The organism is Methanococcoides vulcani (assembly GCF_900111645.1).
Lineage (GTDB): Archaea > Halobacteriota > Methanosarcinia > Methanosarcinales > Methanosarcinaceae > Methanococcoides > Methanococcoides vulcani.
On the sequence record NZ_FOHQ01000005.1, the window covers coordinates 45,710 to 69,054 of the forward strand.

Below are 23,345 nucleotides of genomic sequence, written 5' to 3' on the forward strand. Positions count from 1 at the left end.
ATATATTTTTGTTCCAGATGTTGTACTTTTGGCTATTGCCAGTCGAATATAATGAGGATATCAAATTAGCTCATAAATTCTCCCATTCTAATTTGATGACATTACCTCACACATAATTTGCAAATGAGTTAGTTTCTTTAACTCCATTTTGCAAATTTGTGGTTATAAGTAATTGATACGCTACAAAATTCATGATTGAATACAGTTTCTTACTGCTATTTTTCATTCCTCTGATGGCAAAATTTACAGCCCACTTAATATGATTGTGTACTCGTTCACATTCACCCCTATGCGAATAATCTTCATCGAATCCATCATCTTCGATGTTCTTGTTTCGCAAGTGCATCCCTACCTGTTTTCCCTTCCATTTTCATAGAGGAAACGTAGTTTCTCTTCATATTTCATGTGAATAGATCCACCAAGTTTCCACATCTTATTGACCCAGTGATCAATTCGTCCCATCGTCCCTTCATATTGAATTTTAGAATCAGAGGAGTATGCAATCACTGGTTTTGCATTCAATTTATACCAGATATCTGCATGATTCCTGAACGAATCATAACCTCCATCCAATGCATAAGTATCAATATCAACTCCCATTTCTACCAATGCATCAATATGTGTCTTCAATTCAGGTGAATCATGTGCAGTACCTCTTGTATGTGTCATGTAGATTGGAAGCGTTCCTATCATAGTGATGTGAGCTTTGTCCATCTTACAATTGTAATGCGGATTATAATCCGCATACTTGTCATATCTTGATGCTTCAAGAGGAGTAGAATCTGTTTTTGCATCTCTTATCGTTGTAGTTTTGGAGATTTTCTTTCCAATTTTGAACATTACTTCATCAAGTCCAGCTTCTCCAAGTCTGTATTTTACAAAATGATGAAGTGTTGCAGGGGATGGAATATTCATAATGCCGTTATTGTCTTCAAAAGAAAGAAGCTGCGCTTCTTCTTTTGTTAAGGTAGATATTGTTTTCTCAAAGGAGAGATTCCTAAAACATTTCACAATGATGAGCTTTATCATTGACGAAATCTTATACCTAAAGTGCCAGTCCTTATCGGCATAATAGCTACTTTCAACATAAGAAGCAATGTCATCAATATCCAGGAAATGCAAAAATTGGCATATTGATACGTTATCTGTGTTCAGATAGTTAGCAATTGAATCTCTGGTACAGATTCCGCCCGAAACATCGTAATAATATTTCATGGACTGGCCCATTTTCTGCCATATAAATGTAATGCATAAGCTATGCTCAGAGTGGTGCCAGTAGTCTTGAAAAAAGAGTTACGCTTTTAAAGCGAAAAGCTAATTTGATAGTCTCATAATACTATTTATTCACTTGTTTTTAATTTGGTAATCTGTTTAACGGTTGGTTATCAATTTTATAAATTAAATATCTAATATACGTATGGTTAGTATAGTTACCGTTTTCTCTTTTAAGATTATAGAGCCTATTGTCCATTATGAAAGTTATATGATTTTAGGTACAAATTTAAATATCTTCTAGCATCATCTTCATTGTCTGTTTGAACATACTCATATCTATTGTGAAGTTTTTCCATTCAGGATGGGTATTCCCAGGCTCATCTTCCCCTAATAGATAGTAATATTCGTTCCCAACATTATTTGAAATCATCCAATACATTGTAGGGACATAAGATGGAGAAAAAATTTCGAGGATCTTCGCATTCTGACAAAATACTATGTTTGTTAGGCCTGCTCCATGAGGACCAACAACAACTCGAGCTTCTGCAAAAATTCTAATCTGTTCCATGAAAGATAGTTTGGACATTTGAATAATTTCAAATCCAAGGCTTATCAGATAATTTTCTACTTTTTCTTCATTAGTTATTCTTCGAAAAAAAGCATCTTTTCTGGAGATATAAATAAATCTATACGGTTTTTCTGTATTTTTTGGAATAAATGATTCCCTCAAGAACTCACATGCCCATTTTGAGACATGTCCTTTTTTTCTAGGAAAAGATGCAGCAAACAGTTTTTCACACTGTAAATGAGTACCGTTTTTTAATTTGAGTAAATTACTCTCAGAAAGTCCTAAATGGGTCAGAGAATCCAGTTGAAATTTACTTAATTTATCAGGAACAATTAAATAATCAATATCATCAAGTATATTTTCAAACAACTTTAAACGGGGTAAGACATCAAAAGTCCAATGAAAAGTATTAGAATATGCATTTGAAGCTATTGATGCTAAACATTCTTTTTTGAATTCTGGCTTATTAATATAAGACTTAAAAACATCACTTTTTTTTGCAAAATCATCATTTTCGAAATTAAATTCAGTATATACTTTTTCATCATAAGAAATTATTATCCCTTTTTCGTCCACAATACTTGCGTTTTTCAATAAGCAGAGATAGGATTTTGTAAGCAGGGAGGATTTCATACAGTCAATGAAATTGGGATGAACTTCATTATTTATGTGATTTGGTTTTTTTAGATAAGATGAATGCTCTGGAATAATCTTCTTAATACAACTTCCTTCCATCTGAGGTGGTATGGAATCTTCTAACCAGCTTTCAAAAGAAGATATTATTCCTTTGGGACGGTATGGAGATAGGCGATAGAAACCAATAATCTGAGTTATCCTCTTTATAACTATTATTCTATATCTGCCCCCCATAACTATTTGTTCCAAGCCTGAAAGCATTTTCCATACCAGTGGATTTTTTATTCTATGGCGGATTATTTTGATATATTGTAATATGTGAGGTTTAACGTATTTCTGGATCATTTTCATAAGTTCCATCGTATGTTTATTTTTTGATTGTTTTATTTATATTTCTGTTGACGGTGCATACATTTGTTAGTTTTACTATATATATGATTTTTTTATGCCGTCTTTTTAATAGTATTGATGATTATTGTAAATTACAATAAACTCGACCATGGTATTTTCATTTTCGTTGCTATTTCTTTAAATTGATCATGCATTTTTACATCAAATTTCAATATCAAAATTCCATATATCAATGCTCCTAATAAAACAGGAATTAATGTCAGCAAAACATTTGATAAGGGAATTAATAGCCGATAGCATCCCACAATTATTGACATAAAAAAAACTGCTTTTAATATATTGAATATGCTGCCATTGTCTATTTTGATATTTATGATTTGTGACAGAATATTTCTTGCTAAAATAGCACTTAATCCCATAGTTACTAAAGTTGCACAGGCAGCCCCTTCAATACCAATTATTGGTATTAATATTAAATTCAACGCAATGTTTGCTGCAGTTGACACTGCTGTTACTTTAAATGAATCTTTTTGGTGATTTAATGCACCAAGATACATTGTGAAAAAATAATGGAATATGTTTACAATTTGGACAAAGAGTAATATAACCAGTGTTAGATACCCTCTTTCAAAATCTGCACCATAAAAAAAGTACAATAGTTTGTCTCCAAATAAAATTCCCCCAACAAATACTGGTATGGCCAAAGTTAGTGAGTAAGTGAATGCCCTAGAAAGTGACTCTTCTATAAATTCTATCTCTTCGAGTTTACCCCATCTACTAACCTTTGGCCATAATGTCGTACGGATTGCAACTGTCGCAAGAGTTGCCAAAGAAGCAAATTGAAATACTACCCTATAGATACCCACATCAGAGTTACTGAGATAATAATCTATCATGATAGTATCTACATAAGAATAAAGAATCACTCCAGCTGATGTCAAAAAAAGCCAGAATGAAAATGATGATAGACTTTTTACATGCCACCACTCAAAACGTACAAAATGTAAATCAAAAAAACGCAACTCTATTATGGCAGCAATAAACAAACCTGCGACAAAGCCTCCAGCCAAGCCTGCAACACCAAATCCCAAAAATACTGCAGCAACCTGAATAACAATTCGTGAAATGTTATTTACAAGGTGTCCTGCAGCATGTACACCCATTTTTCCGGTGCCTGCAACACCACTGGTCACCGAACCATGAAAAAGCGATGCTATCAAAGCCAGTAAAAGCCAGCTGAATATTCCTGCATCGTCAAATTCAATAAAATAGTTCCGGAAACCAATTAAGGTGGATACAACCACAACTACAAACAAAGAGCGTAGAACAAAAAACGCACTGAAATATGCATCCTGCTCTTCTCCCTCGCTGATACGCTTGATTGCAGCGCCTCCAAACCCTCCATCGGTTATCATATTGATAATGCCATAATATGCAGTAAAGAGGAAATAAGCACCAAGAATACTTGCACCTACGGTATGTGCAAAGTACATCGTGCTCAGAAAGCCAATAAAAGTAAATGAGATCTGACCTACGAAAGACGCTATACTCTGCCGTTGCACCTCTCCTATGCTCATTATGCGTGAGAATATTCGATTTAAAAACATATTTAGTGTGATCAATATTGATTTGTAGTATCAAATTCGTGGTATTGTTTCAATTGGGATGAGGTTTTTTGGTGTAACTTAGTTAAATATTCATTTTCACACATTTAAAATTGAAACATAATTTTAGTAAAGTGATAAAAATATGATCTTTTATTTGATTAATTTCTCTTTGAAATAGGCAACTGTTCCTTCTAATCCTTCTTTCAAGCTGACTTTTGGCTCCCATCCCAGTACATCTCTTGCCCTGCTGATATCTGGCCTTCTGACCTTTGGATCATCAACTGGCAGATCTTCGAACACGATCTTTGAATCGCTTTCTATTATCTCAAGAACTTCTTCTGCAAACTTCAGCACGGACATCTCTGCCGGATTGCCTATGTTCACGGGCTCTGTGAAATCAGACATCATCAACCTGTATATCCCGTCTACCAGGTCGGAAACATAGCAGAAAGAGCGTGTCTGGGAACCATCACCATATACGGTTATGTCCTCACCTTTTAGAGCTTGGTTTATGAAGTTTGGAACAACCCTTCCATCATGCACACGCATACGTGGTCCGTATGTATTGAATATTCGCACGATACGAGTATCGATTCCATGATACCTGTGGTATGCCATAGTAATGGCTTCAGCGTAGCGCTTTGCCTCGTCATATACTCCCCTGGGCCCTATGGGGTTTACGTTACCCCAGTAACTTTCAGGTTGCGGATTCACCAGTGGGTCACCATATACTTCAGATGTGGATGCAATCAATAACCGAGCTCCATGTTCTTTTGCAAGCCCAAGCATGTTGTATGTACCAAGGGCTCCAACCTTCAGGGTCTGTATCGGTAACTCAAGATAATCAACAGGTGATGCGGGACTTGCAAGATGGAATATGTAATCGATCTTGTCACCGAAATAGATGGGTTTTGTTATATCATGTTTCAAATATGTGAATCTCTCTGAATTGATGTGATCGATATTCTTTGCATTACCTGTCACAAGATTATCTATGCAAATAATCTCATGTCCTTTCTCAAGCAGAAGATCACACAGATGCGATCCCAAAAAACCTGCGCCACCGGTTACTATTGACTTCATGTTATCACTTTTTAAAACTCTATTGAAGAAGAGTCACCTATATTTAAAGAGTTGTGCTTGCCCACAACGTTTGCATCATCTCCAACAATGGATGATTGAAGGTTCACATTTGATATATTTGTGCGTGAGCCAATCACGCTGTCTGATATTATTGAGCTCTCCACAAAAGTACCTTCTGCTATCGATGCATGGGGCCCAATGACGGAATTTGTAATCTTCACATTTTTCCCGATCGCTACTGGGTGTATTATCACAGAATCCACACTTTCATAATCACAGCTTATGTTCTCTTTTTCGTTCAACAACACTTGATTTGTTTCAAGGAGCGATTCTGCATGACCACAGTCATACCAGCTTGAGACCTCAAACGTCTTTAGCCTGCTTCCCAGTTGTATCATTTTCTGAAGTGCATCTGTCAGCTGGTATTCCCCACGGGACCTTGTATCGTTCTTTATCATCTGTTCCAGGACTTCAAACAGCATTTGTGTATCCTTTATGAAATATACTCCTGCTATTCCAAGGTTGGATGCCGGGGATTCAGGCTTTTCTTCGAGTTTTTTTATGCATGATGAGACCTTCTCAAGCTCAACAATTCCGTATTTTCTGGGATCTTCAACTTCCCTTACCCCTATTGAACCTGAACATTTTTCATTCCCAGCATGCTTCTTATAGAAATCAAGATATCCCGCTTTAAATATCATATCTCCAAGAGCTATCATGACATCCGAATCTTTCACATATTCGCGTGTCATATATATGGAATGCCCCAAGCCAAGCCTATTTGCCTGCTCCACATATTTGATGTTAAATATTCCTTGATAATTTTCGTTCACGTATGAAATCAACTGCTCCTTGCGATACCCTACAATAAGTATTATCTCCTCTGGCTCAAGATTTATCATCCTATCAAGGATATGACCTATGATCGGTTTGCCTGCAATATAGACCATAGCTTTTGGTTTGGTGTGGGTGTGTGGGAACAGGCGCGTTCCGGTGCCTGCAGCGGGAATAATTACTTTCATCAGTATTCTCCAAGTAAACTAGTTAATAAGTCATATTTGACTGGGAAAGGGGCACTATATTTAGATTTTTAATTAAATTCAGAGAGTATTTGTCCAGTTGAATGGTACATACTCTTGAATGAATATTATTGTTTTAATTTGATCAAACTTTTTTTGGCTTAAGCACCAGAGGTGTGCTCTAGAGCCGCCTGCGAAGATGATGGATCTTATGTTCTCAACTCCGTAATTGAACCATATGTAATTGAATAGATTGAATTAAAATAACAATAAATATCTAAATATTAGTGTTAATTAATAGAATAACACATATTAAGTTCTTTTGTGCTAATGCTCAGTTGAGAACAAAAGAATTCAGGCCAAAATAAGAAAAAACAGTTTAGACAACTGAATTAATAGGAATCCCAGAAATCGAAAAGTAAGACTGGATTTCACAACAAACGTTGTTACAACGACCCAATCCCCAACAACTGCAGAATACCGAAGTTCCCCCAGATGACCATCAGATTGTTAACAACAAGGAACACGCCCACAAAAGTGATGACGCCCTTGACCATCGGCCACATCTCAGATACCTTTGAATCGGAAGAGGACATGAGATCCTTGTAGAACCAGTATACTACCAAGACAAAAGCAAGCTTCAGGACAAAGAATGCCCACACTCCGAACTCTGCTATGACCAGGGCCAGGAACCCGTTCTCTTCAACACCAATGCTCAGTGCCTGAACTGTTGTGATGAAATCACCGAGTACGTAGAATAGCAGAATGTACCTGATATCGTAAAGGAAGCTATTGAACTCCCTGAGAGAATACCAGTTCTGTGTGGAAAACTCCGGCTGCATAGATAGTAGTATCTGTGTACATTGTTATGTATGAAATGTCCACATAAATTTATCCCATGTACACACGTCGACTCACATCGTCTGCTGGCAGCGATATACATGAACATCACTCGAAAAAGAATTACCATGTAAGCTTATGTAGTAGAATAACAAATCCAATTACATGGAACAAAAAAAGAATACACTTGACATTACTCCATCCCTTGCCGACAACAACTGTGATGCATTCCTGATGATAGGGAACTCGAATAATGCAGACATATACTATTCAACATATTTTCTTGCAGGAGATCCTTTCTCATATATCCAGACAGAGCAAGGACAGGAAATCCTTATTGTTTCCACCATGGAGCTGAACCGTGCCAGGATGGAATCCCGGGTAGCCGATGTACATACCATGCAGGAATACGGCTATCTTGAAAAACTGAAAGAAAGGAAGGACGGGGAGCTTGCGTACTGTGACTGCCTTGCTGCACTTTTCCAGCAGAAGGGAGTCAGGCACATAATGGTACCACATGATTTCCCACTTTTCACTGCCCAGAAGTTGAAAGAATTGGGATTCTCTGTGATCCCTGCGAAAAGCCCTTTCAAGGAAATGAGGAAAAAGAAGGCTTCGGAAGATATCGAGAAGATAAAGGCTTCCCAGTATGCCTGTGAGAAGGCAATGGAAACTGCCATCGGGCTGATCGCTGATGCCAGTGTAAAGAACGGGATCCTATACTCCGGAGAGGAAGCACTTACATCGGAAGCCATCCGTGCTGCAATAGAGCACACCCTTCTTGACCATGGATGCGAGGCTGAAAGCACGATCGTGGCATGCGGATTGAAGTCATCGAATCCTCACTGGGAGGGGGAAGGAGAAATAACCGTCAACCAGCCGATAGTCATCGACATATTCCCGCGCAGTAAGAGGAGCAGGTACTTTGCAGACATGACAAGGACAGTGCTCAAAGGGGAGGCTTCGAAGGAACTGAAGGACATGTACGAGGCAGTCCATGCTGCACAGGAGGCGGCTTTTGCTGTACTGAAACCCGGAGCGCTCTATAGTGAGGTACATAATGCGGTCTGTGATGAGTTCGAAAAGCGAGGTTATGCAACCATCAGGAACAGCTCTGAAGTGGGATTCATACACTCCACCGGGCATGGTGTGGGGCTGGACATCCATGAGCAGCCTGCTGTGTCCATGCAGGACGGGGAAGTTGAGGTAGGGCATGTGGTCACCATCGAACCGGGCCTTTACTATCCGGAACTTGGCGGGATACGTCTTGAGGACATGGTCGTGATCACAGAGGACGGATTTGAGAATTTAACAAAAATGGAAAAGGAATTTGTAGTTTAAGTCTACTAAAACCAATTATATATCAAAAGCTGGTGCAGACATATGGAAGATAAACTTCAGGAAATAGAGGAGATAATCGGTAAGTACAGGAAAGCTGGAGAGATCCTCTCAACAGTGAGAAACGAGGCAAAGGATAAGATAAAGGTCGGAGCAAGCCTTCTGGAAGTTGCAGACCATGTCGAGCAGAGGACCATCGAGCTTGGGGGCTTCCCTGCATTCCCGTGCAACATTTCGAGGAATGACGAAGCAGCACATGCAACACCCCTTGCAGGAGATGAAACGGTCTTCGGCGAAGATGTCGTAAAACTTGACCTTGGAGTTCATATTGACGGTTATATTGCAGATTCTGCCCTTACAGTAGATCTTACAAATGAGAATGCAGATCTTGTAAAGGCATCAGAGGCCGCATTATATGCAGCCATCGATACAGTCAGAAGTGGTGTGAACACAGCAGAACTTGGGGCGGTCATTGAAGACACGATCCATGAACATGGGTTCAAACCGATCGTCAATCTCACCGGTCATGGGGTCGGACAATACCTCGCACATGCACCCCCCAGTATTCCTAACAGGCATATCGACCACGGTGCAACACTTGAAACCGGGGACATCATTGCCATTGAGCCTTTCGCCACAGACGGGGCAGGCAGGATCGCTGACGGGGCACTGACGGAGATATTCTCAGTAGTCGGGAACAAGCCAATACGCTTACCTGCAGCGAGGAAAGTGCTGAAAGAAGTCGCCCCTTACAGGACACTTCCTTTCGCAAGAAGGTGGCTCACCTCAGACAAACTTGACTATTCACTTATGCAGCTTGAGAAGGCAGGCATCATCACATCATACCCTGTGCTCAAGGAAGTTGAAGGAGGGCTGGTCTCCCAGGCAGAACACACCGTTATTGTTACCGATGACGGCTGTGAGATAACCACTAAATGAAGACTGTTACAATGAGATCTGCACTGATATTGACATTAGCCATTGTATTCATCATGTCCGTTGCAACTATCTCATCCGCATTTACATGGACCAATAATATTGTCCTGGAAGAGGATGGGATGACATGGGATTATACCGAAGGCTACAACGGAGAGGTGGCCATATCATACAGAGGTTTTATCGATTCCGAGGTAGGGAATGACGATGACCATGTCAGTGCCTGGGAACTCATGAAAGTGGATTACTTTACAAGGAACCGGCTCAAGACAACGCTTATGGAAGAACTGGACGTCGCATTTGATAGCAGCTCAGAGGACGTACATGTTACAGATGTGGATGCTGAGATCTCACTGGACGTCCTGGGAAGCACTTCCAAGACAGCCAACATCACCAACATGTATTTTGTGACCTACAGTTTTGACAGGAACTTCTTTGACATGGGTAACAGCATGACCTTTGAAGGACAGGCAGATACAGAGGTCAACATTACCATGCCTTCAGGTGCAAAACTGCTGTCATACGATGGTATCAAGATCAAAACAATTGATACAAAGGACAACCGAACAGCCATCAATGGTTTCTTTGAAGAGGAAGGAAAGATCACCATCGATTTTACCAGGGACGAAGCTCAAACCGAAGTTGAAACTGAAGCCGATGAAGTACCAGAGTGAGAAAGTCCTGAAAACATTAATATAAAGTGAAAGATTCCTTTTGTTCATGATAATAGAACAGATACCACTTGAAAATGGAACTGCTATTGGACTGAAGCTCGAGATGCAGAACGCCCCTCTTCTTGTCATAAGAGCAGACAAGGGTTTTGTTATGTGCGGATACATGGACACTGAGATGGCAAATAAGTTAGGCGATGTTGCAGCAAAGGTCAGAGGCGTGAACAATTTCGAGGACGTGCTGCACGCCGAAGTGCTGGATGTTACAAACCACGCAAAGGCCCTTGGCATCAAGGCCGGCATGAAGGGACATGAAGCACTTGAAATGATGTTCTGAGAACATCTCGTTTCTACCATGTTATACGCATTTGAACTGTCAGGCGAGCATGAAGACCTGCCCCGAGCAGAGGTTCTTGCCTGCCTTGACCTTGTTGAACTTGAATATGAAGAGAGGGATTACTTTGACCAGTGCCTTGTTGTGGACATTGAAGGCGACCCCCAGGAAGTGGAACGTAAGCTCAATTACGTCGCTGAACGTGTTGCAATGGCACATCACATACTGAAGGTCATTGAGATCTGTCCTGCAGATGTGGACACTATTCTTGAGATCGCTGAGAAAGCCGATGTATCGGAGCACATCAACAAGGACCAGAAATATGTTGTGCGTGCAAAACGCATCAAGCATAATTCCACCATTGTCTGTGCAGACATGGAAAGGCGTGTTGGCGGTGCCATCTACAGGAAAGGTTTCAATGCGAACCTGAAAGAACCTGATGTCGAGTTCAGGCTGATCCTTTCCGAAAAATGCGTTTTTGGTTCCGTCATTGCATCTGTGGACCGCAGTGCCTATGAAGCACGTGCTCCCCACAAAAAGCCATTCTTCTATCCCGGTGTGCTCCGACCCCGTGTGGCGCGTGCACTTGTGAACATGGCCATGGTCAAGGAAAAGGACATTGTGTTCGACCCGTTCTGTGGTACCGCAGGGATACTTGTGGAAGCAGGTCTTGTCGGTGCGAGAGTTATCGGACTGGAGGTTCGCTATAAGATCGCTGTCGGTGCACATATGAACCTGCAGCACTTCAATGCCGACCACACCATGATGCTTGGAGATGCCTGCAGAGTACCTTTTGTGGACGCATCGGTTGATGCTGTCATCGCAGACCCGCCCTACGGACGTTCGGCAAGGATCGAGGCAGAATCACTTTACCACCTCTACGAGGCATCTTTTGCCGAGATGTACAGAGTGCTGAAACCAGGTGGTACGACCATAATCGTCTCAGAGATAGATATAGCTGAATTCGTAAAGGATGCAGGCTTCATCACTAAAGCTCAGTATTTACAACGGGTGCACAAGAGCCTGACACGGAAAATCACTGTACTTCAAAAACCCGAATGACCAAATAGGCTCATTTCTGCACAGAATCCTGTATCAGGTACCAGTAAGCGGAAAGCTCACGATCCTAGTGGCTCCGGTCCTCGAACCTGGAATCGATCATCTGCCAGAACCGAGGGCTGTGCCTTAATTCTATAAGATGTGCCATTTCGTGGAAGACTACATACTCGACAAGGTCTTCAGGCAGGTGCATCAAATGCCTGTTGAAGTTCAGCCGACCTGCGGAACTGCAACTTCCCCATTTAGTCCTCATTTTCCGGAAGGTCACTTTATCAGGCATCACCCCAAGCTCATCGGCCATCTTATTGGTAAAAGAAAGGACAAGATCCCTGAATTCACCATCGGACCTGCCCACTAGCTTTTTGGAAGCGGCATTCTCAATGGTAGCCAGTGAATCGGTGTAACGCCTGTACACCCACAGCTTGTGCCTCAGGATAAGTTGTTCATGGTCCGGAAAGCTTTTGGGGACAACGACATTCAGCCTGCCAGCCCGGAACTCCAGTCGTGCTCGTTTCACCTTGCGATGGCTAAGACTGTAAGGGATATCAATACCATTGATACCGATGCGATGGTCTGAGTTCATAGCTCATCTGAAGGCGGAACTATTGGGAGGAGATGCTCCAGCACATCGGCCATGACCCTGTAACGTACAAGATGGTCGTGGACACGCTCATGCGCCCTGCGTATGGCATAACCGTCCTCGATCCATTCAATAGGTATTGGATAGCGTACATCCATGAAAACAAGCCCGTATGCATGTGCAGGCTCCAGACCTTCCTCGTAGGAATCGGGGTCAAGCATCTGTTCCAGCCATTCTTCATCGCGAACTTCGCTTCCCACCATCATTAATGCAGTTACTATCTTGCGGACCATGTTCCACAGGAAACTGTTCGCCTCAACATCAATGCGCGTAAGGTTGCCACTGACCCTGACATCTATACGTTCAACATTCCTGACAGTGCCCCTCCCTGCATCGGTCGTGCAGAAATTAGCAAAATCATGACTTCCGATCAGAAGCTTTGAAGCAGACCTTATCTTGGATATGTCATATTGCTCCCCGCACATGATGTAACGGTAGCTTCGACCTACCGCATGCCTGCGAGGATCGAAATTGTCGGGGACTAGCGAATGTGCCCACGCCCAGATGGTTCCCGGGAGCTTTGAGTTGATCACACGGGGTATCGCCAGATTGGGCACATCGGTGTCAAAGGCAATTACCTGCCCCATGGCATGGACTCCGGCGTCTGTGCGTCCTGAACTGATAAAATTAGCTGACCCTGGATCTTTTATAATCTCCAGCTCTTTCAATGCTTTGAAAAGCTCACCCTCTATGGTTGGAACCTGGGCCTGGACCTGAGATCCATGGTAGTTTGATCCGACATATGCAATTTTGAGTGCAACTCTCATTGAATCACTGATGCCACATATAGACCTCTATCTATAATATGATTACCATAATTCCACACACATTCGAGTACATAGAATAACATTGGGAATATATTTTTTATTTCTTTATGAAAAGTAATCAATCCTTATTTCATGCCACAAACTTAAATACAAGATAATACAATCTAATTTAAATTTTTGAGGCGAAACTATGATATCAAAACAACAGATCTCTGAGATAATAAGCAAGTACGATCTAGATGATCTTGCTATTGCAACCGTCTGCTCACACTCAAGCCTCCAGATCTTTGATGGAGCCCGTAAAGAGGGATTGAAGACAATAGGGATCTGTGTAGGCCAGCCTCCGCGTTTTTATGATGCTTTCCCAAAAGCAAAACCTGACGAATATATCGTTGTTGAGAGCTATGCCGACATTCCAAAGATAGCACAGGAACTTGTCGAAAAGAATGCGATCATAATACCTCACGGTTCTTTTGTAGAATACATGGGTGCTAAGAACTTCGCAGAACTTCCGGTCCCATCCTTTGGCAACCGCGCTGTCCTTGAATGGGAATCCGACAGGGACAAGGAAAGGGAATGGCTCGAAGGTGCTGGGATACACATGCCAAAAGTGGTCGACCCGGAAAAGATAGATGGCCCTGTCATGGTGAAATATCATGGAGCAAAAGGTGGCAGAGGATTCTTTGTTGCAAAGAACTATGATGAATTCAAGCAGAATATCGACCCAAACGAGAAGTTCACGATCCAGGAGTTCATTGTCGGCACCAGATATTACCTTCACTTCTTCTATTCCCCAATACGGGAGGAAGGCTACAAGTTGAGCAATGGTATACTTGAGATGCTAAGCATGGACCGCAGGGTTGAAGCCAATGCTGATGAGATATTCAGGCTCGGCTCCCCGCGTGAACTTGAAGATGCAGGCATTCTCCCTACCTATGTAGTTACCGGAAACGTTCCACTTGTTGCAAGGGAATCACTCCTGCCCCACATATTCTCCCTTGGAGAGAAGGTCGTTGAAGAGTCCCTTGACCTCTTTGGTGGCATGATAGGACCTTTCTGTCTTGAAACCGTGTTCACAGATAAACTTGAGATCAAGGTCTTTGAGATATCTGCACGTATCGTCGCCGGTACGAACATCTACACTTCAGGATCACCATATTCCGACCTCATTGAGCCGGACCTGTCCACAGGAAAGAGGATCTCCCAGGAGATCAAGCTTGCAGCGAAATTGGGCAAACTTGAAATGATAGTGTCATGAGCGGGTTTCATGCCCCTCATTTTTAACAATCGTCACTCTTTTTGAAATTGAGGGGAAATCTATGGATCCCCCGTTTACTTTTGACAAAGCATCTGTGGGATACTTCCCGCCCACGTATTGCTACCAGTGATGTACGGATTTGGGAACCCACTCAGGATTCCTGCTCCGCCATATAGGAGACATCATTGATCAGTTCAGATGTCTCGTTCATAAGCTCCATGGTCTTTTCAAGAGCTTCGAAATCAATTTCCTGAGAATTAGTTTCCACAAACTCACCAAATTCATACGAACGTTGGAGGAAATCTGCATATTCAGTAGCAATACCCTCGACCGAAGGTGACAACGAAAAACCCTCAAGCTCCTCAAGATATCTTTCGGAATCTTCCTTGAGCTTTATCCCGCCTTCCTCCAGCAGGACACTATCCCTTTCAGAAGCTGCGAACTTTATAGCTTCATAATCATCAAGCAGGACCTCAGCAGAATCCGCTGTCCAGCGCAGGAAATCAATATTTTCCATTGTCTGTGAGATCGAGCCTTCGATCTCATTTACACCGTTCTCAATATCTTCACAGCCTGCGGCTGACAATGAGAGGAACACCATCAGCAATACAAGCAGATTTCGATAAAAGGTTAGTTTCATGATCCAGTTCCTATCAATTCAATAAATATACACTATAAATAAGTAAATTTCAGCAATATATTCAGGCAGTTATCGATATATAAGTATTGACCAGAAATTGCATAATAAGCATACCCAGAAGAGCTGCAAATGGAACCGTCAGGTTGTCTGATCTTTCGGACCTTGCTTCCACATACATGCCTGCGATCCCGCCTGCAATAGACAGGGGACCTGCAAATGGAAAGCCACAAAGGATTGCCCCGAGGATGCCAGCAGCAGTTCCTTCAATCGTCTTCGATGAATCCCCATAGCACATCTTCCCGTGAATACCTATGATCGTAGCAAGGCCATCCCCAACTGCAAGCACAACGATGGAAGCATAACATATGCCCTCATCCAGCCTGTAGGATAACAACAGAAGTGCCAGTATCGACACCAAATAAAGCAAAGGTGCTGAAGCAAATTTTTCGTACTCGTTCTTTCTCCAGAGGACCTTGAAAAGTGAATACGACCTTATTTTTGGTTTTATCAGCTCCATCCCCAGAAAGAGAAAAGTGAGGAACATGACAAGTCCTACTGCGATCTCCTTTCCGGAATAGACCGCTATCACCGGAAAAAGAGCTCCAAATAGGTGTACCACTTTTCTTAATGGCAGATAGGAAAGGGAGCGCGGGACCGTACATGCAAAGTTTTTCAGCACCATTTGTTCACCGGTGAAAAATCATATATGCATAGTTATTGATTAGAACTAAATGATAAAACTAAAGGATGATGTTCAAGCCGGCGTGGTCAAAAAGCGCTATATACTCGGCAGAAGGGACGAGAACGAAGAGGGAGTGCTTCATATTGGCAGATACCTCGCCCTTGACAGGTCTTCAGGATCACATGTCGCCATTGATGCATTAAAACCACACGCGATCCTGATATGCGGGAAAAGGGGCTATGGAAAATCCTATACCATGGGGACCCTCATCGAGGAGATCGCACTTTTGCCCCAGGAGATCAGGCAGAATGTCGCATCCCTTGTTATCGACACAATGGGAATATTCTGGACACTTGGAAGAGGTAATAATCCCCAGGCAGAGCTGCTGCAGGAATGGAATATGGAACCGGCAGGATTCAATGCAGAGGTCTTTGTGCCTGCAGGTCATGTGGATGAGTATAAGGAAAGGCATATCGAAGTGAAGCCGTTCTCGATCCCTGTGGCACATTTACATGGTTATGACTGGTGTGAACTTTTCAACATAGAAGTGACATCTCCGCTGGGAGTGCTTCTGGTCAGGATAATAGAGGAGATGCGGGAAAATGAAGGGAACTTTTCCTTCGGAGATATCATTAACAGGATCAACGCGGACGACAGGACGGATGATGTTACGAAAATGGCAGCTGAGAACTATTTGAGGACCGCTGCCTCATGGGGAGTTTTTGAAAAGGATGCCTGCGGAATTTCCGAACTTATCAAACGCGGATGCACATCAGTACTTGATGTGAGCGCTATCGAGAACAAGATCGTACGCTCTGCGGTAGTGGGGATCATTGCAAGAGATATCTATACCAGACGTTTGCAGGAAAGGCGTTCTTATGAGAGAATGATCATGGGCGATGAGGAGATCGAGCAGAAGATGCCCATGGTCTGGATGTTCATCGATGAAGCCCACCTGTTCGTGCCTTCAAAAGGAGAGACTTTAGCATCAGACGTCCTTATCAACGAGTGGGTGCGACAGGGAAGGCAACCGGGACTATCAATCATCTTTGCAACCCAGCGACCTGCGGCACTGCATCCGGACATTATATCCCAGTCCGACATTGTGATATGCCACAGGCTCACTGCAAGAGATGATATTGAGGCACTGGAAGCCATCCGTCCGACATACATGAAAGAGAACATAGGGGATGCCATCAGGAAGATGGGACTGGAGAGAGGCATAGCATTCGTTGTAGATGATACGTCAGAGAGCACACACCTTGTGAAGATCAGGCCAAGATACAGCTGGCATGGCGGGAACGAGCCAAGTGCATTGAATGAAAGGAGATGAGAATAATGGATATTAAGAGAAGTGCGGACATGGTGATCAACACCTGCATGGGTGCGAAGAAAGGAGAAACTGTGCTTATCGTTACTGATACATGCACTGACGAGAAGATCACAAAGGCACTGTATACCTCTGCGGTCGAAGCGGGATGCGAGACCCTGATGCTGACAATGGAACCAAGGGAACAACACGGTTCAGAACCGCCTATGCTTGTTGAAGAGGCTATGAAGAGCTCTGATGTCCTGCTTGCTCCTGCATCAAAGTCACTTACACATACCCAGGCACGCAAACATGCATCCGAGAACGGTACGAGAACCGCCACAATGCCGGGAATTACCATCGGCATGATGAAGGAAGGCGGCTTGAACGCTGATTATGAGAAGATAAACAGCTTAGCAGAGGAATTGCTTGAAACTCTCAAGGGATCAAAGGAAGTACGCATCACCACTGAACTGGGAACTGACCTTGTCATTGATGTTGATGGTGGGGAATGGATGGCGGACACCGGCATGTGCCACGAGAAAGGTACGACCACCAACCTTCCGGCAGGAGAGATGTACATAGCTCCGAAAAATGTGAACGGAAAAGCTGTGATCGACGGGTCCATGGGAGGTATAGGACTGCTTGAAGGGGCGCTGGTCATCGAGATCAAGGACAGGAAGGCGGTAAGCTTTGAAGGCGATGGTGCTGAAAAGCTTGAAAGGATGGTGAACGATGTCGGACCGGACGGGCGTAACATCGCAGAGCTGGGGATCGGCATCAATCCGGCTGCAATGCTTATCGGGGTCATTCTTGAGGATGAAAAGGTCGGCGGCACGATCCATATTGCACTGGGAGACAATTCCACTTTTGGAGGGGATGTTACCGTTGACCTCCATCTGGATGGCATTATCACAAAGCCAAAGGTCCTTGTTGACGGCATTGACCTGAAGGTCGAGCGTTTTGCCTGAGATCTTCTGATATTGTGCCAAAGTTATATGTTGACACGGAAATATTATGCCGGTAGAAAGTACTTAAATAACTGAAAGATATAATCAGAGCATAGATTTCACACTTACTTGAAAATATCACCGGTGATTATAATGAAAGGAAGAGTATGGAAGTTCGGAGATGATGTTGACACTGATGCCGTCATCCCTGGAAGATACCTCGTAATGAACACTCCCGAGGAACTGGCGCCGTATACTTTTATCGGAGTGCGCCCGGATTTTGCTGAGAACGTTAAGGAAAACGACATTGTTGTTGCAGGCAACAACTTCGGATGTGGCTCATCAAGAGAACATGCACCTATCGCCCTTAAAGGAACAAAGGTCGGATGCGTTATCGCAAAGTCTTTTGCAAGGATCTTCTTCAGGAACGCAATTAACATTGGTGTTGCACTCCTTGAGTGCCCTGACACCGACAAGATAGATGATGGAGATGAGATCTCCGTAGACTTTGAATCTGGTACTATCGAGAACCTTACAAAAGGTGAGAAGTACCAGGCTACACCTTTACCTGATTTTGTCCGCGGTATTGTAGATGCCGGCGGATTAAAGGAATACACAAGGAAGATCATTGATTGATCTTGCTTTTCCTTTTTGTTCTTACGTTGATACCTATCAGCGTTCACGCTACCTGAATAAAATATGAAAATTTAACCTGGAATAACCAATTGGAGGAAATTTATGGCACAATATAAAGTACCAGTCCTGCCTGGTGACGGTATCGGCCCTGAGATCATAGTTGAGGGTAAGAAGGTCATCGATGCAGCTGGAGAAAAGTTCGGATTCGATGTTGACTGGATAGAATACCCACACGGTGCAGACCACTATCTTGAGACAGGTGAACTGATATCCGAGGATTCACTCAAAGAGCTTTCAAATTACGAGGCGATCTATCTCGGTTCTATCGGAGATGACAGGATCGAACCCGGTGTACTTGAAAAAGGTATCCTGCTTGCCGCAAGGTTCTACTTTGACCAGTACATCAACCTGCGCCCTATCAAACTTCTTGAAGGCGTATGGTGTCCAATTAAGGACAAGACCCCTAAAGACGTTGATTTCGTTGTTGTCAGGGAAAACACCGAGGACTTCTACATCGGCATCGGTGGACGTGCAAAGACCGGCATGAGCAAGGACCTGCTTGAGGTCAACAGGACACTCTACAATGCAAAGTTCGGACTTGACATCGAGACCGACAGCGAGGAGATCGCATACCAGATCGGCATGATCTCAAAGGAAGGTACCCAGAGGGTCATGAACTACTCCTTCGACCTTGCTGAGACAAGGGAAAAGCACGTTTCATCAGTTGACAAGGCAAACGTCCTTTCAGATATCTACGGATTCTGGAGAGAGGAGTTCAACACAATTGCTGCAAACCACCCTGATGTTAAGACCGACTTCAACTTCGTTGACGCTATCACCATGTGGTTCGTCAAGAACCCTGAGTGGTTCGATGTGGTCGTTACCCCTAACATGTTCGGTGACATCATCACTGACCTTGGCGCAATGGTACAGGGCGGTCTCGGACTCGCACCTGGTGGAAACATCAACCCGAACGGTACAAGCATGTTCGAGCCAATCCACGGTTCAGCACCAAAGTACAAGGGCCAGAACAAGGTCAACCCTATCGCAACCATCTGGGCAGGCGCAATGCTCATCGAACAGCTCGGTGAGAAGGAAGCTGCAGACTCCATCGTCTCCGCTATCGAGAAGAACATCCTCGAAGCAAAGGTCCAGACCTACGACATGGGTGGCAGCAACGGCACATCCGATGTTGGTGACGACATCGCAAGGATCCTGCTCGAGCAGTAAGTTTAACATTTTTATTTTTGCCTTCACGTCAGGATTTGACGTGGAGGAACTTTGATTTTTGAGATTTCATATTATTGATTGTATCCGGTTAGCTGCAAGTTTCATCTCACCTACCAATTAGTACACCATCAATACAATCAATGTGCGACCACTATACAATCAATAGAGCATCTATCCCCATCCGGATCTGAAAATCCCATATCCAAAAAAAGGAAACTATATATGAGCAGGAACGAGATATATTATAATGGACGCAATTCGTGTGCCATTGATACAAATTGACAAAAGGGGCAATTGCGGGGAGAGATCATGAAGATAAAGAGATTTGCAGTAAAGAACCTTTTTGGGACGTTCGACCATGATATCCCGCTGAACACAGATGAACACATCACTATTCTTCATGGACCCAATGGCATAGGTAAGACCATGCTGCTTCGGATGCTCAATTCCCTTTTCCGTTCTAACTACTATGAGCTTTATCGCATCCCTTTCAGCAAACTGACAGTTGAATTTAGTGACAGGAGCAAGCTTGTTGTGAAGAAAAAACTGCATCTGGAGGGAAACTTACCCCATTACCCGGATGACAACACCTATCGGGAACTGGGATTTGAATTGTTAAGACCGGGCAAGAAGAAACAGCGCTACACTGTCAAGCCCATTGACATAGAAGAAGTGTTCTCATCTTTCAAAGTAGAGCACATGACACCTGAGCTTGAAAGGATCGATGACAACACATGGGTTCATTTCCCGACACAGGAGAAGCTAACATCTGAAGAGGTTATGAGCCTGTTCAGCGACCGTTTGCCACAGAAAAGGAAAGACGAACCTGCATGGCTCAGGAATGCACTGAATTCGATCAATATCTGCTTCATTAAGACGCAGCGCCTTTTGAGTATCTCATACTCACAACCGGTAGAAACAGAGAGGAGGACATCTGTAACCCCTTCAGTTATCAGTTATTCCGAAGAGCTGGCAAACCTGATGCAGCATAAACTTGCAGAGTATGCAACCCTTTCACAATCCCTTGATCGTACCTTCCCCGGCCGGATGCTAAAGAACGGAGAACATCCTGAGACCTCTATAGAGGACCTAAAAAGGGAATTAAAAGACCTTGAGCAAAAACGCAAATGTTTCATTGATGCAGGATTCATTGATACTGAAGAAGGAATTGATGTCGACGAACTGAAGGAAATAAATGAGAAGAACAAGAACTTCCTGCAGCTATACATCAAGGATGTTGAACAAAAGCTCAGCGTCTTTGATGAGCTTACTGAGAGGATCGACCTCCTTATCAAGATCATAAATTGCAGATTTTTATACAAGAAATTATCCGTAAATAAAAAAGACGGTTTCATATTCACGACATCAGGGGATATGCGGCTCTCCCCCACCAAACTGTCTTCCGGAGAACAACAGGAACTTGTATTGTTCTATGAGCTGTTGTTCCATGTTGATCCTGAATCCCTGATACTCATTGATGAACCTGAGATCTCACTGCATGTTCTCTGGCAGCAGCAATTCCTCAGGGACCTGCAAGCCATCACACAGCTGGCAGGCTTCGACATACTCATTGCTACGCATTCGCCACAGATCATACATGACCGCTGGGACCTCACCGTCGAACTTAGAGGACGTGACGATGAAGAAATACCTGACAGCCGATGATATAGCCAACAGCGCCAGGATGATGCGTACCCAGTATCGCGGGAGCATCATGATAATCGAAGGCAGCACCGACATGAGGCTTTACAAGCGTTTTGTAGATGACAGGAAATGCAGACTTATTCCTGCCAATGGGAAGGAGAATGCCATCAAGGTTGTCAAAATACTCGAAAGCTCTGATTTTAAAGGCATATTGACAATAGTTGATGCTGATTTCTGGCGCCTTGACGGCATCAAATTCAAAGACAGAAATATACTTGTCACCGATACACACGATCTTGAAACAATGCTTATAGCATCAGAAGCTCTCGACAGGCTTCTGGGGGAATTTGCAGCACCTTTCAAACTGCAGAAAATGAGAACACCTGTACGCGAGTTGCTTCTTGAGGCAGCCATGCCCATCGGACTTTTCAGATGGCTTTCCTCATCTTCAAAGGACAGACTCTCACTCAGGTTCAAGGACATACATTTCGATAATTTCATGCAAAAATTTCCATTATCGGTCAATATCAAACACCTGATAAGAGAAGTCAAGGATAACTCGAACGAACGTTCCCTGAATGAAAAGACCATTAAGAGAAAAATGATCACTCTCCTGAAAGAAGAGCATGATCCCTGGCAGACATGCTCTGGTCACGACATCGTAGAAATACTGGCATTTGGCCTGCGTGAGGTTTTCGGAAATTCCGATTCCCGATATGTTACCGAAGGGATCATTGACAGAAGTCTGAGGCTTGCCTATGACATCACAATGTTCAGGGAAACCGACCTTTATATTTCGATACAGGAATGGGAAGACCGAAACTCGTCTTTTGTAGTCCTCCAATAAAAATGTAGAGATGAAATATAGAGATCAAAGTTTCGACATTTCACTATAATCAAGCACCATCGAAACAGGGGATGTTGCAACCGGAATACCGGCTTCCTCAACTGCAGCTACCAGATTCACACCCACGGCCACCAGTATGCCGGCCATTCCTTCCTCCACAGGAGCCCCCACCATAGCATCAGAAGAATCTCCAATGCTCAGTACCCCGCCAATACCTGAATCTTCCAGGTATTTAAGCACTTCTTTAGTCTTATCGATCGCAGAAGAGGGTATGTTTCGCATGTTGGCAAGGATACGGCCATTGCCTGTGTCCAGTACGTCCAGGACCGATGTCTCATGGCGCATCATGAATATCTTGACAGGGTCTATCGAGGTTCCCGAATATGATATCATATCAAGGAACTGTACCGGATCATTGTGTTCCATCTCTATGATGCCACCATAAGCAGGTTTGATAGGAATGCCGCTTTTGAGAAGAAGACCATCGAATGTGATACTGCAAACAGTTGCTATGTTAACACAGCCTGGCGGCACATATACCCGCGGATCCGAGTCCTCTTCGAATATCTTTATGTTAGGGCTTATGCTGATGTCGCCTGATGATGCGTATTTCATAACATCTATGGCATTATCAAAATCATCCTTGTCCACAGTGGAAAGGTTCACAATGACGTTGCCTTTCTTTGAGAACGGATCGTAGTCGGTCTTATAGATAAGTTCCTCGATCCTCGTAATAACAAAATCAAGCCTGTCCCCGATCAGGGCATCGTCCAGTTCCTTCCTGCCGGAAGTAGTGATGGTACGTCCGTTGTAGCCGTGTTTTTCGGTAAATCCCCTTTCATCAAGGATCCTGAGATGATAACGAACAGCACGTTCTCCCAGATTGTAACCGCGATTCTGCAGCTCATCTGCAATATTCCTTGCACCTATGGGCTTATCGCTCTCGCTGATAACACGCATTATTTCAATGAGCTTACGTTCTATCTGGGGATCGGTCATCTGTCAGCACCTGATATGATCAAAAAACTAATGGTTTAATTTGGATATACTGCCTATTCAAAATAAGCATCGTATGTACACCGGAT

General features: G+C 43.3%; 22 protein-coding genes and 1 pseudogene. 12 read left to right on the forward strand and 11 right to left on the reverse strand.

Features of this window, described 5'->3' with window-relative positions; all coding sequences use genetic code 11:
- Positions 1–106 precede the first annotated feature (106 nt).
- The 6 genes and pseudogenes from BMX02_RS08160 to BMX02_RS08185 form a co-directional block, all read right to left on the reverse strand.
- Positions 107–1,227 (reverse strand): annotated as a pseudogene (locus BMX02_RS08160) (transposase).
- Between the two features lie 274 nt (positions 1,228–1,501).
- Positions 1,502–2,779, reverse strand: coding sequence for a glycosyltransferase family 61 protein (locus tag BMX02_RS08165; RefSeq protein WP_091690198.1), 1,278 nt, complete (start codon positions 2,777–2,779; stop codon positions 1,502–1,504).
- A 122-nt stretch (positions 2,780–2,901) separates the two neighbouring features.
- Positions 2,902–4,347: a flippase gene (locus BMX02_RS08170; protein ID WP_244625205.1), complete on the reverse strand. Its 1,446-nt coding sequence runs from the start codon at positions 4,345–4,347 to the stop codon at positions 2,902–2,904.
- Positions 4,348–4,527: 180 nt separating this feature from the next.
- A complete protein-coding gene (locus BMX02_RS08175) occupies positions 4,528–5,460 on the reverse strand; it encodes a UDP-glucuronic acid decarboxylase family protein (protein WP_091690200.1) in 933 nt (310 codons plus the stop codon).
- Positions 5,461–5,471: 11 nt separating this feature from the next.
- The gene (locus tag BMX02_RS08180; RefSeq protein WP_091690201.1) at positions 5,472–6,482 is read right to left on the reverse strand and encodes a sugar phosphate nucleotidyltransferase; all 1,011 of its coding nucleotides are present in this window, start codon (positions 6,480–6,482) and stop codon (positions 5,472–5,474) included.
- 443 nt (positions 6,483–6,925) lie between these two features.
- On the reverse strand, positions 6,926–7,321 hold the full coding sequence (locus BMX02_RS08185) for a DUF5658 family protein (RefSeq protein ID WP_091690202.1): 396 nt from the start codon (positions 7,319–7,321) through the stop codon (positions 6,926–6,928).
- Between the two features lie 163 nt (positions 7,322–7,484).
- Here BMX02_RS08185 and BMX02_RS08190 point away from each other — a divergent pair, with 163 nt between their 5' ends.
- Genes BMX02_RS08190 through BMX02_RS08210 form a run of 5 tightly spaced genes read left to right on the forward strand, consistent with a single transcriptional unit; the run spans position 7,485 to position 11,660 of the window.
- Positions 7,485–8,660, forward strand: a complete 1,176-nt coding sequence (locus BMX02_RS08190) for a M24 family metallopeptidase (protein WP_091690203.1) — start codon at positions 7,485–7,487, stop codon at positions 8,658–8,660.
- A gap of 42 nt (positions 8,661–8,702) precedes the next feature.
- Complete coding sequence (gene map, locus BMX02_RS08195) at positions 8,703–9,596, forward strand: type II methionyl aminopeptidase (protein WP_091690204.1); 894 nt, start codon at positions 8,703–8,705, stop codon at positions 9,594–9,596.
- A complete protein-coding gene (locus BMX02_RS08200; protein ID WP_091690205.1) occupies positions 9,593–10,267 on the forward strand; it encodes a hypothetical protein in 675 nt (224 codons plus the stop codon). The genes map and BMX02_RS08200 overlap by 4 nt, the downstream gene beginning before the upstream one ends.
- A 46-nt stretch (positions 10,268–10,313) precedes the next feature.
- Positions 10,314–10,601 (forward strand): YunC family protein, encoded by a 288-nt coding sequence (locus BMX02_RS08205; RefSeq protein ID WP_091690206.1) that lies wholly within the window; start codon positions 10,314–10,316, stop codon positions 10,599–10,601.
- 18 nt (positions 10,602–10,619) lie between these two features.
- Positions 10,620–11,660, forward strand: a complete 1,041-nt coding sequence (locus BMX02_RS08210; protein ID WP_091690207.1) for a TRM11 family SAM-dependent methyltransferase — start codon at positions 10,620–10,622, stop codon at positions 11,658–11,660.
- Positions 11,661–11,724: 64 nt separating this feature from the next.
- Here the strand turns inward: BMX02_RS08210 and BMX02_RS08215 are convergent, their stop codons facing one another.
- Both BMX02_RS08215 and truA read right to left on the reverse strand, forming a co-directional pair.
- A complete protein-coding gene (locus tag BMX02_RS08215) occupies positions 11,725–12,240 on the reverse strand; it encodes a M48 family metallopeptidase (RefSeq protein WP_091690208.1) in 516 nt (171 codons plus the stop codon).
- A complete protein-coding gene (gene truA / locus BMX02_RS08220) occupies positions 12,237–13,064 on the reverse strand; it encodes a tRNA pseudouridine(38-40) synthase TruA (protein ID WP_091690209.1) in 828 nt (275 codons plus the stop codon). Before truA ends, BMX02_RS08215 begins: the two co-directional genes overlap by 4 nt.
- A 190-nt stretch (positions 13,065–13,254) precedes the next feature.
- Here truA and BMX02_RS08225 point away from each other — a divergent pair, with 190 nt between their 5' ends.
- Positions 13,255–14,322: a formate--phosphoribosylaminoimidazolecarboxamide ligase gene (locus tag BMX02_RS08225; protein WP_091690210.1), complete on the forward strand. Its 1,068-nt coding sequence runs from the start codon at positions 13,255–13,257 to the stop codon at positions 14,320–14,322.
- Between the two features lie 151 nt (positions 14,323–14,473).
- Here the strand turns inward: BMX02_RS08225 and BMX02_RS08230 are convergent, their stop codons facing one another.
- Positions 14,474–14,962 carry a hypothetical protein gene (locus BMX02_RS08230; RefSeq protein WP_135644075.1) on the reverse strand — a complete coding sequence of 163 codons (489 nt, stop codon included), beginning with the start codon at positions 14,960–14,962 and terminating at the stop codon, positions 14,474–14,476.
- Between the two features lie 61 nt (positions 14,963–15,023).
- Positions 15,024–15,644, reverse strand: a complete 621-nt coding sequence (locus BMX02_RS08235) for a diacylglycerol/polyprenol kinase family protein (protein WP_091690212.1) — start codon at positions 15,642–15,644, stop codon at positions 15,024–15,026.
- A gap of 49 nt (positions 15,645–15,693) precedes the next feature.
- Between BMX02_RS08235 and BMX02_RS08240 the strand changes: the two genes are divergently transcribed.
- From BMX02_RS08240 to BMX02_RS08265, 6 genes are all read left to right on the forward strand, one after another.
- Entirely contained in the window at positions 15,694–16,977 is a 1,284-nt protein-coding gene (locus tag BMX02_RS08240; protein ID WP_091690213.1) for an ATP-binding protein, read from the forward strand.
- Positions 16,978–16,982: 5 nt separating this feature from the next.
- On the forward strand, positions 16,983–17,924 hold the full coding sequence (locus BMX02_RS08245) for an aminopeptidase (RefSeq protein WP_091690214.1): 942 nt from the start codon (positions 16,983–16,985) through the stop codon (positions 17,922–17,924).
- A 132-nt stretch (positions 17,925–18,056) separates the two neighbouring features.
- Positions 18,057–18,539 (forward strand): 3-isopropylmalate dehydratase small subunit, encoded by a 483-nt coding sequence (locus BMX02_RS08250; protein WP_091690215.1) that lies wholly within the window; start codon positions 18,057–18,059, stop codon positions 18,537–18,539.
- Positions 18,540–18,641: 102 nt separating this feature from the next.
- Positions 18,642–19,769, forward strand: coding sequence for an isocitrate/isopropylmalate dehydrogenase family protein (locus BMX02_RS08255; protein ID WP_091690216.1), 1,128 nt, complete (start codon positions 18,642–18,644; stop codon positions 19,767–19,769).
- 309 nt (positions 19,770–20,078) lie between these two features.
- A complete protein-coding gene (locus BMX02_RS08260) occupies positions 20,079–21,434 on the forward strand; it encodes an AAA family ATPase (protein ID WP_091690217.1) in 1,356 nt (451 codons plus the stop codon).
- Entirely contained in the window at positions 21,409–22,260 is an 852-nt protein-coding gene (locus BMX02_RS08265) for a DUF4435 domain-containing protein (protein WP_218138498.1), read from the forward strand. The genes BMX02_RS08260 and BMX02_RS08265 overlap by 26 nt, the downstream gene beginning before the upstream one ends.
- Positions 22,261–22,284: 24 nt before the next feature.
- On the opposite strand, the gene BMX02_RS08270 is transcribed toward BMX02_RS08265, so the two are convergent.
- Positions 22,285–23,259, reverse strand: coding sequence for a DUF128 domain-containing protein (locus BMX02_RS08270; protein WP_091690219.1), 975 nt, complete (start codon positions 23,257–23,259; stop codon positions 22,285–22,287).
- Positions 23,260–23,345: the final 86 nt, after the last annotated feature.

Excerpts from the sequence above, each read along its gene's own strand:
- BMX02_RS08165 (WP_091690198.1), bottom strand. The coding sequence starts at position 2,779 with ATGGAACTTATGAAAATGATCCAGAAATACGTTAAACCTCACATATTA.
- BMX02_RS08170 (WP_244625205.1), bottom strand. The coding sequence starts at position 4,347 with ATGAGCATAGGAGAGGTGCAACGGCAGAGTATAGCGTCTTTCGTAGGT.
- BMX02_RS08175 (WP_091690200.1), bottom strand. The coding sequence starts at position 5,460 with ATGAAGTCAATAGTAACCGGTGGCGCAGGTTTTTTGGGATCGCATCTG.
- BMX02_RS08180 (WP_091690201.1), bottom strand. The coding sequence starts at position 6,482 with ATGAAAGTAATTATTCCCGCTGCAGGCACCGGAACGCGCCTGTTCCCA.
- BMX02_RS08185 (WP_091690202.1), bottom strand. The coding sequence starts at position 7,321 with ATGCAGCCGGAGTTTTCCACACAGAACTGGTATTCTCTCAGGGAGTTC.
- BMX02_RS08190 (WP_091690203.1), top strand. The coding sequence starts at position 7,485 with ATGGAACAAAAAAAGAATACACTTGACATTACTCCATCCCTTGCCGAC.
- map (WP_091690204.1), top strand. The coding sequence starts at position 8,703 with ATGGAAGATAAACTTCAGGAAATAGAGGAGATAATCGGTAAGTACAGG.
- BMX02_RS08200 (WP_091690205.1), top strand. The coding sequence starts at position 9,593 with ATGAAGACTGTTACAATGAGATCTGCACTGATATTGACATTAGCCATT.
- BMX02_RS08205 (WP_091690206.1), top strand. The coding sequence starts at position 10,314 with ATGATAATAGAACAGATACCACTTGAAAATGGAACTGCTATTGGACTG.
- BMX02_RS08210 (WP_091690207.1), top strand. The coding sequence starts at position 10,620 with ATGTTATACGCATTTGAACTGTCAGGCGAGCATGAAGACCTGCCCCGA.
- BMX02_RS08215 (WP_091690208.1), bottom strand. The coding sequence starts at position 12,240 with ATGAACTCAGACCATCGCATCGGTATCAATGGTATTGATATCCCTTAC.
- truA (WP_091690209.1), bottom strand. The coding sequence starts at position 13,064 with ATGAGAGTTGCACTCAAAATTGCATATGTCGGATCAAACTACCATGGA.
- BMX02_RS08225 (WP_091690210.1), top strand. The coding sequence starts at position 13,255 with ATGATATCAAAACAACAGATCTCTGAGATAATAAGCAAGTACGATCTA.
- BMX02_RS08230 (WP_135644075.1), bottom strand. The coding sequence starts at position 14,962 with ATGAAACTAACCTTTTATCGAAATCTGCTTGTATTGCTGATGGTGTTC.
- BMX02_RS08235 (WP_091690212.1), bottom strand. The coding sequence starts at position 15,644 with ATGGTGCTGAAAAACTTTGCATGTACGGTCCCGCGCTCCCTTTCCTAT.
- BMX02_RS08240 (WP_091690213.1), top strand. The coding sequence starts at position 15,694 with ATGATAAAACTAAAGGATGATGTTCAAGCCGGCGTGGTCAAAAAGCGC.
- BMX02_RS08245 (WP_091690214.1), top strand. The coding sequence starts at position 16,983 with ATGGATATTAAGAGAAGTGCGGACATGGTGATCAACACCTGCATGGGT.
- BMX02_RS08250 (WP_091690215.1), top strand. The coding sequence starts at position 18,057 with ATGAAAGGAAGAGTATGGAAGTTCGGAGATGATGTTGACACTGATGCC.
- BMX02_RS08255 (WP_091690216.1), top strand. The coding sequence starts at position 18,642 with ATGGCACAATATAAAGTACCAGTCCTGCCTGGTGACGGTATCGGCCCT.
- BMX02_RS08260 (WP_091690217.1), top strand. The coding sequence starts at position 20,079 with ATGAAGATAAAGAGATTTGCAGTAAAGAACCTTTTTGGGACGTTCGAC.
- BMX02_RS08265 (WP_218138498.1), top strand. The coding sequence starts at position 21,409 with ATGAAGAAATACCTGACAGCCGATGATATAGCCAACAGCGCCAGGATG.
- BMX02_RS08270 (WP_091690219.1), bottom strand. The coding sequence starts at position 23,259 with ATGACCGATCCCCAGATAGAACGTAAGCTCATTGAAATAATGCGTGTT.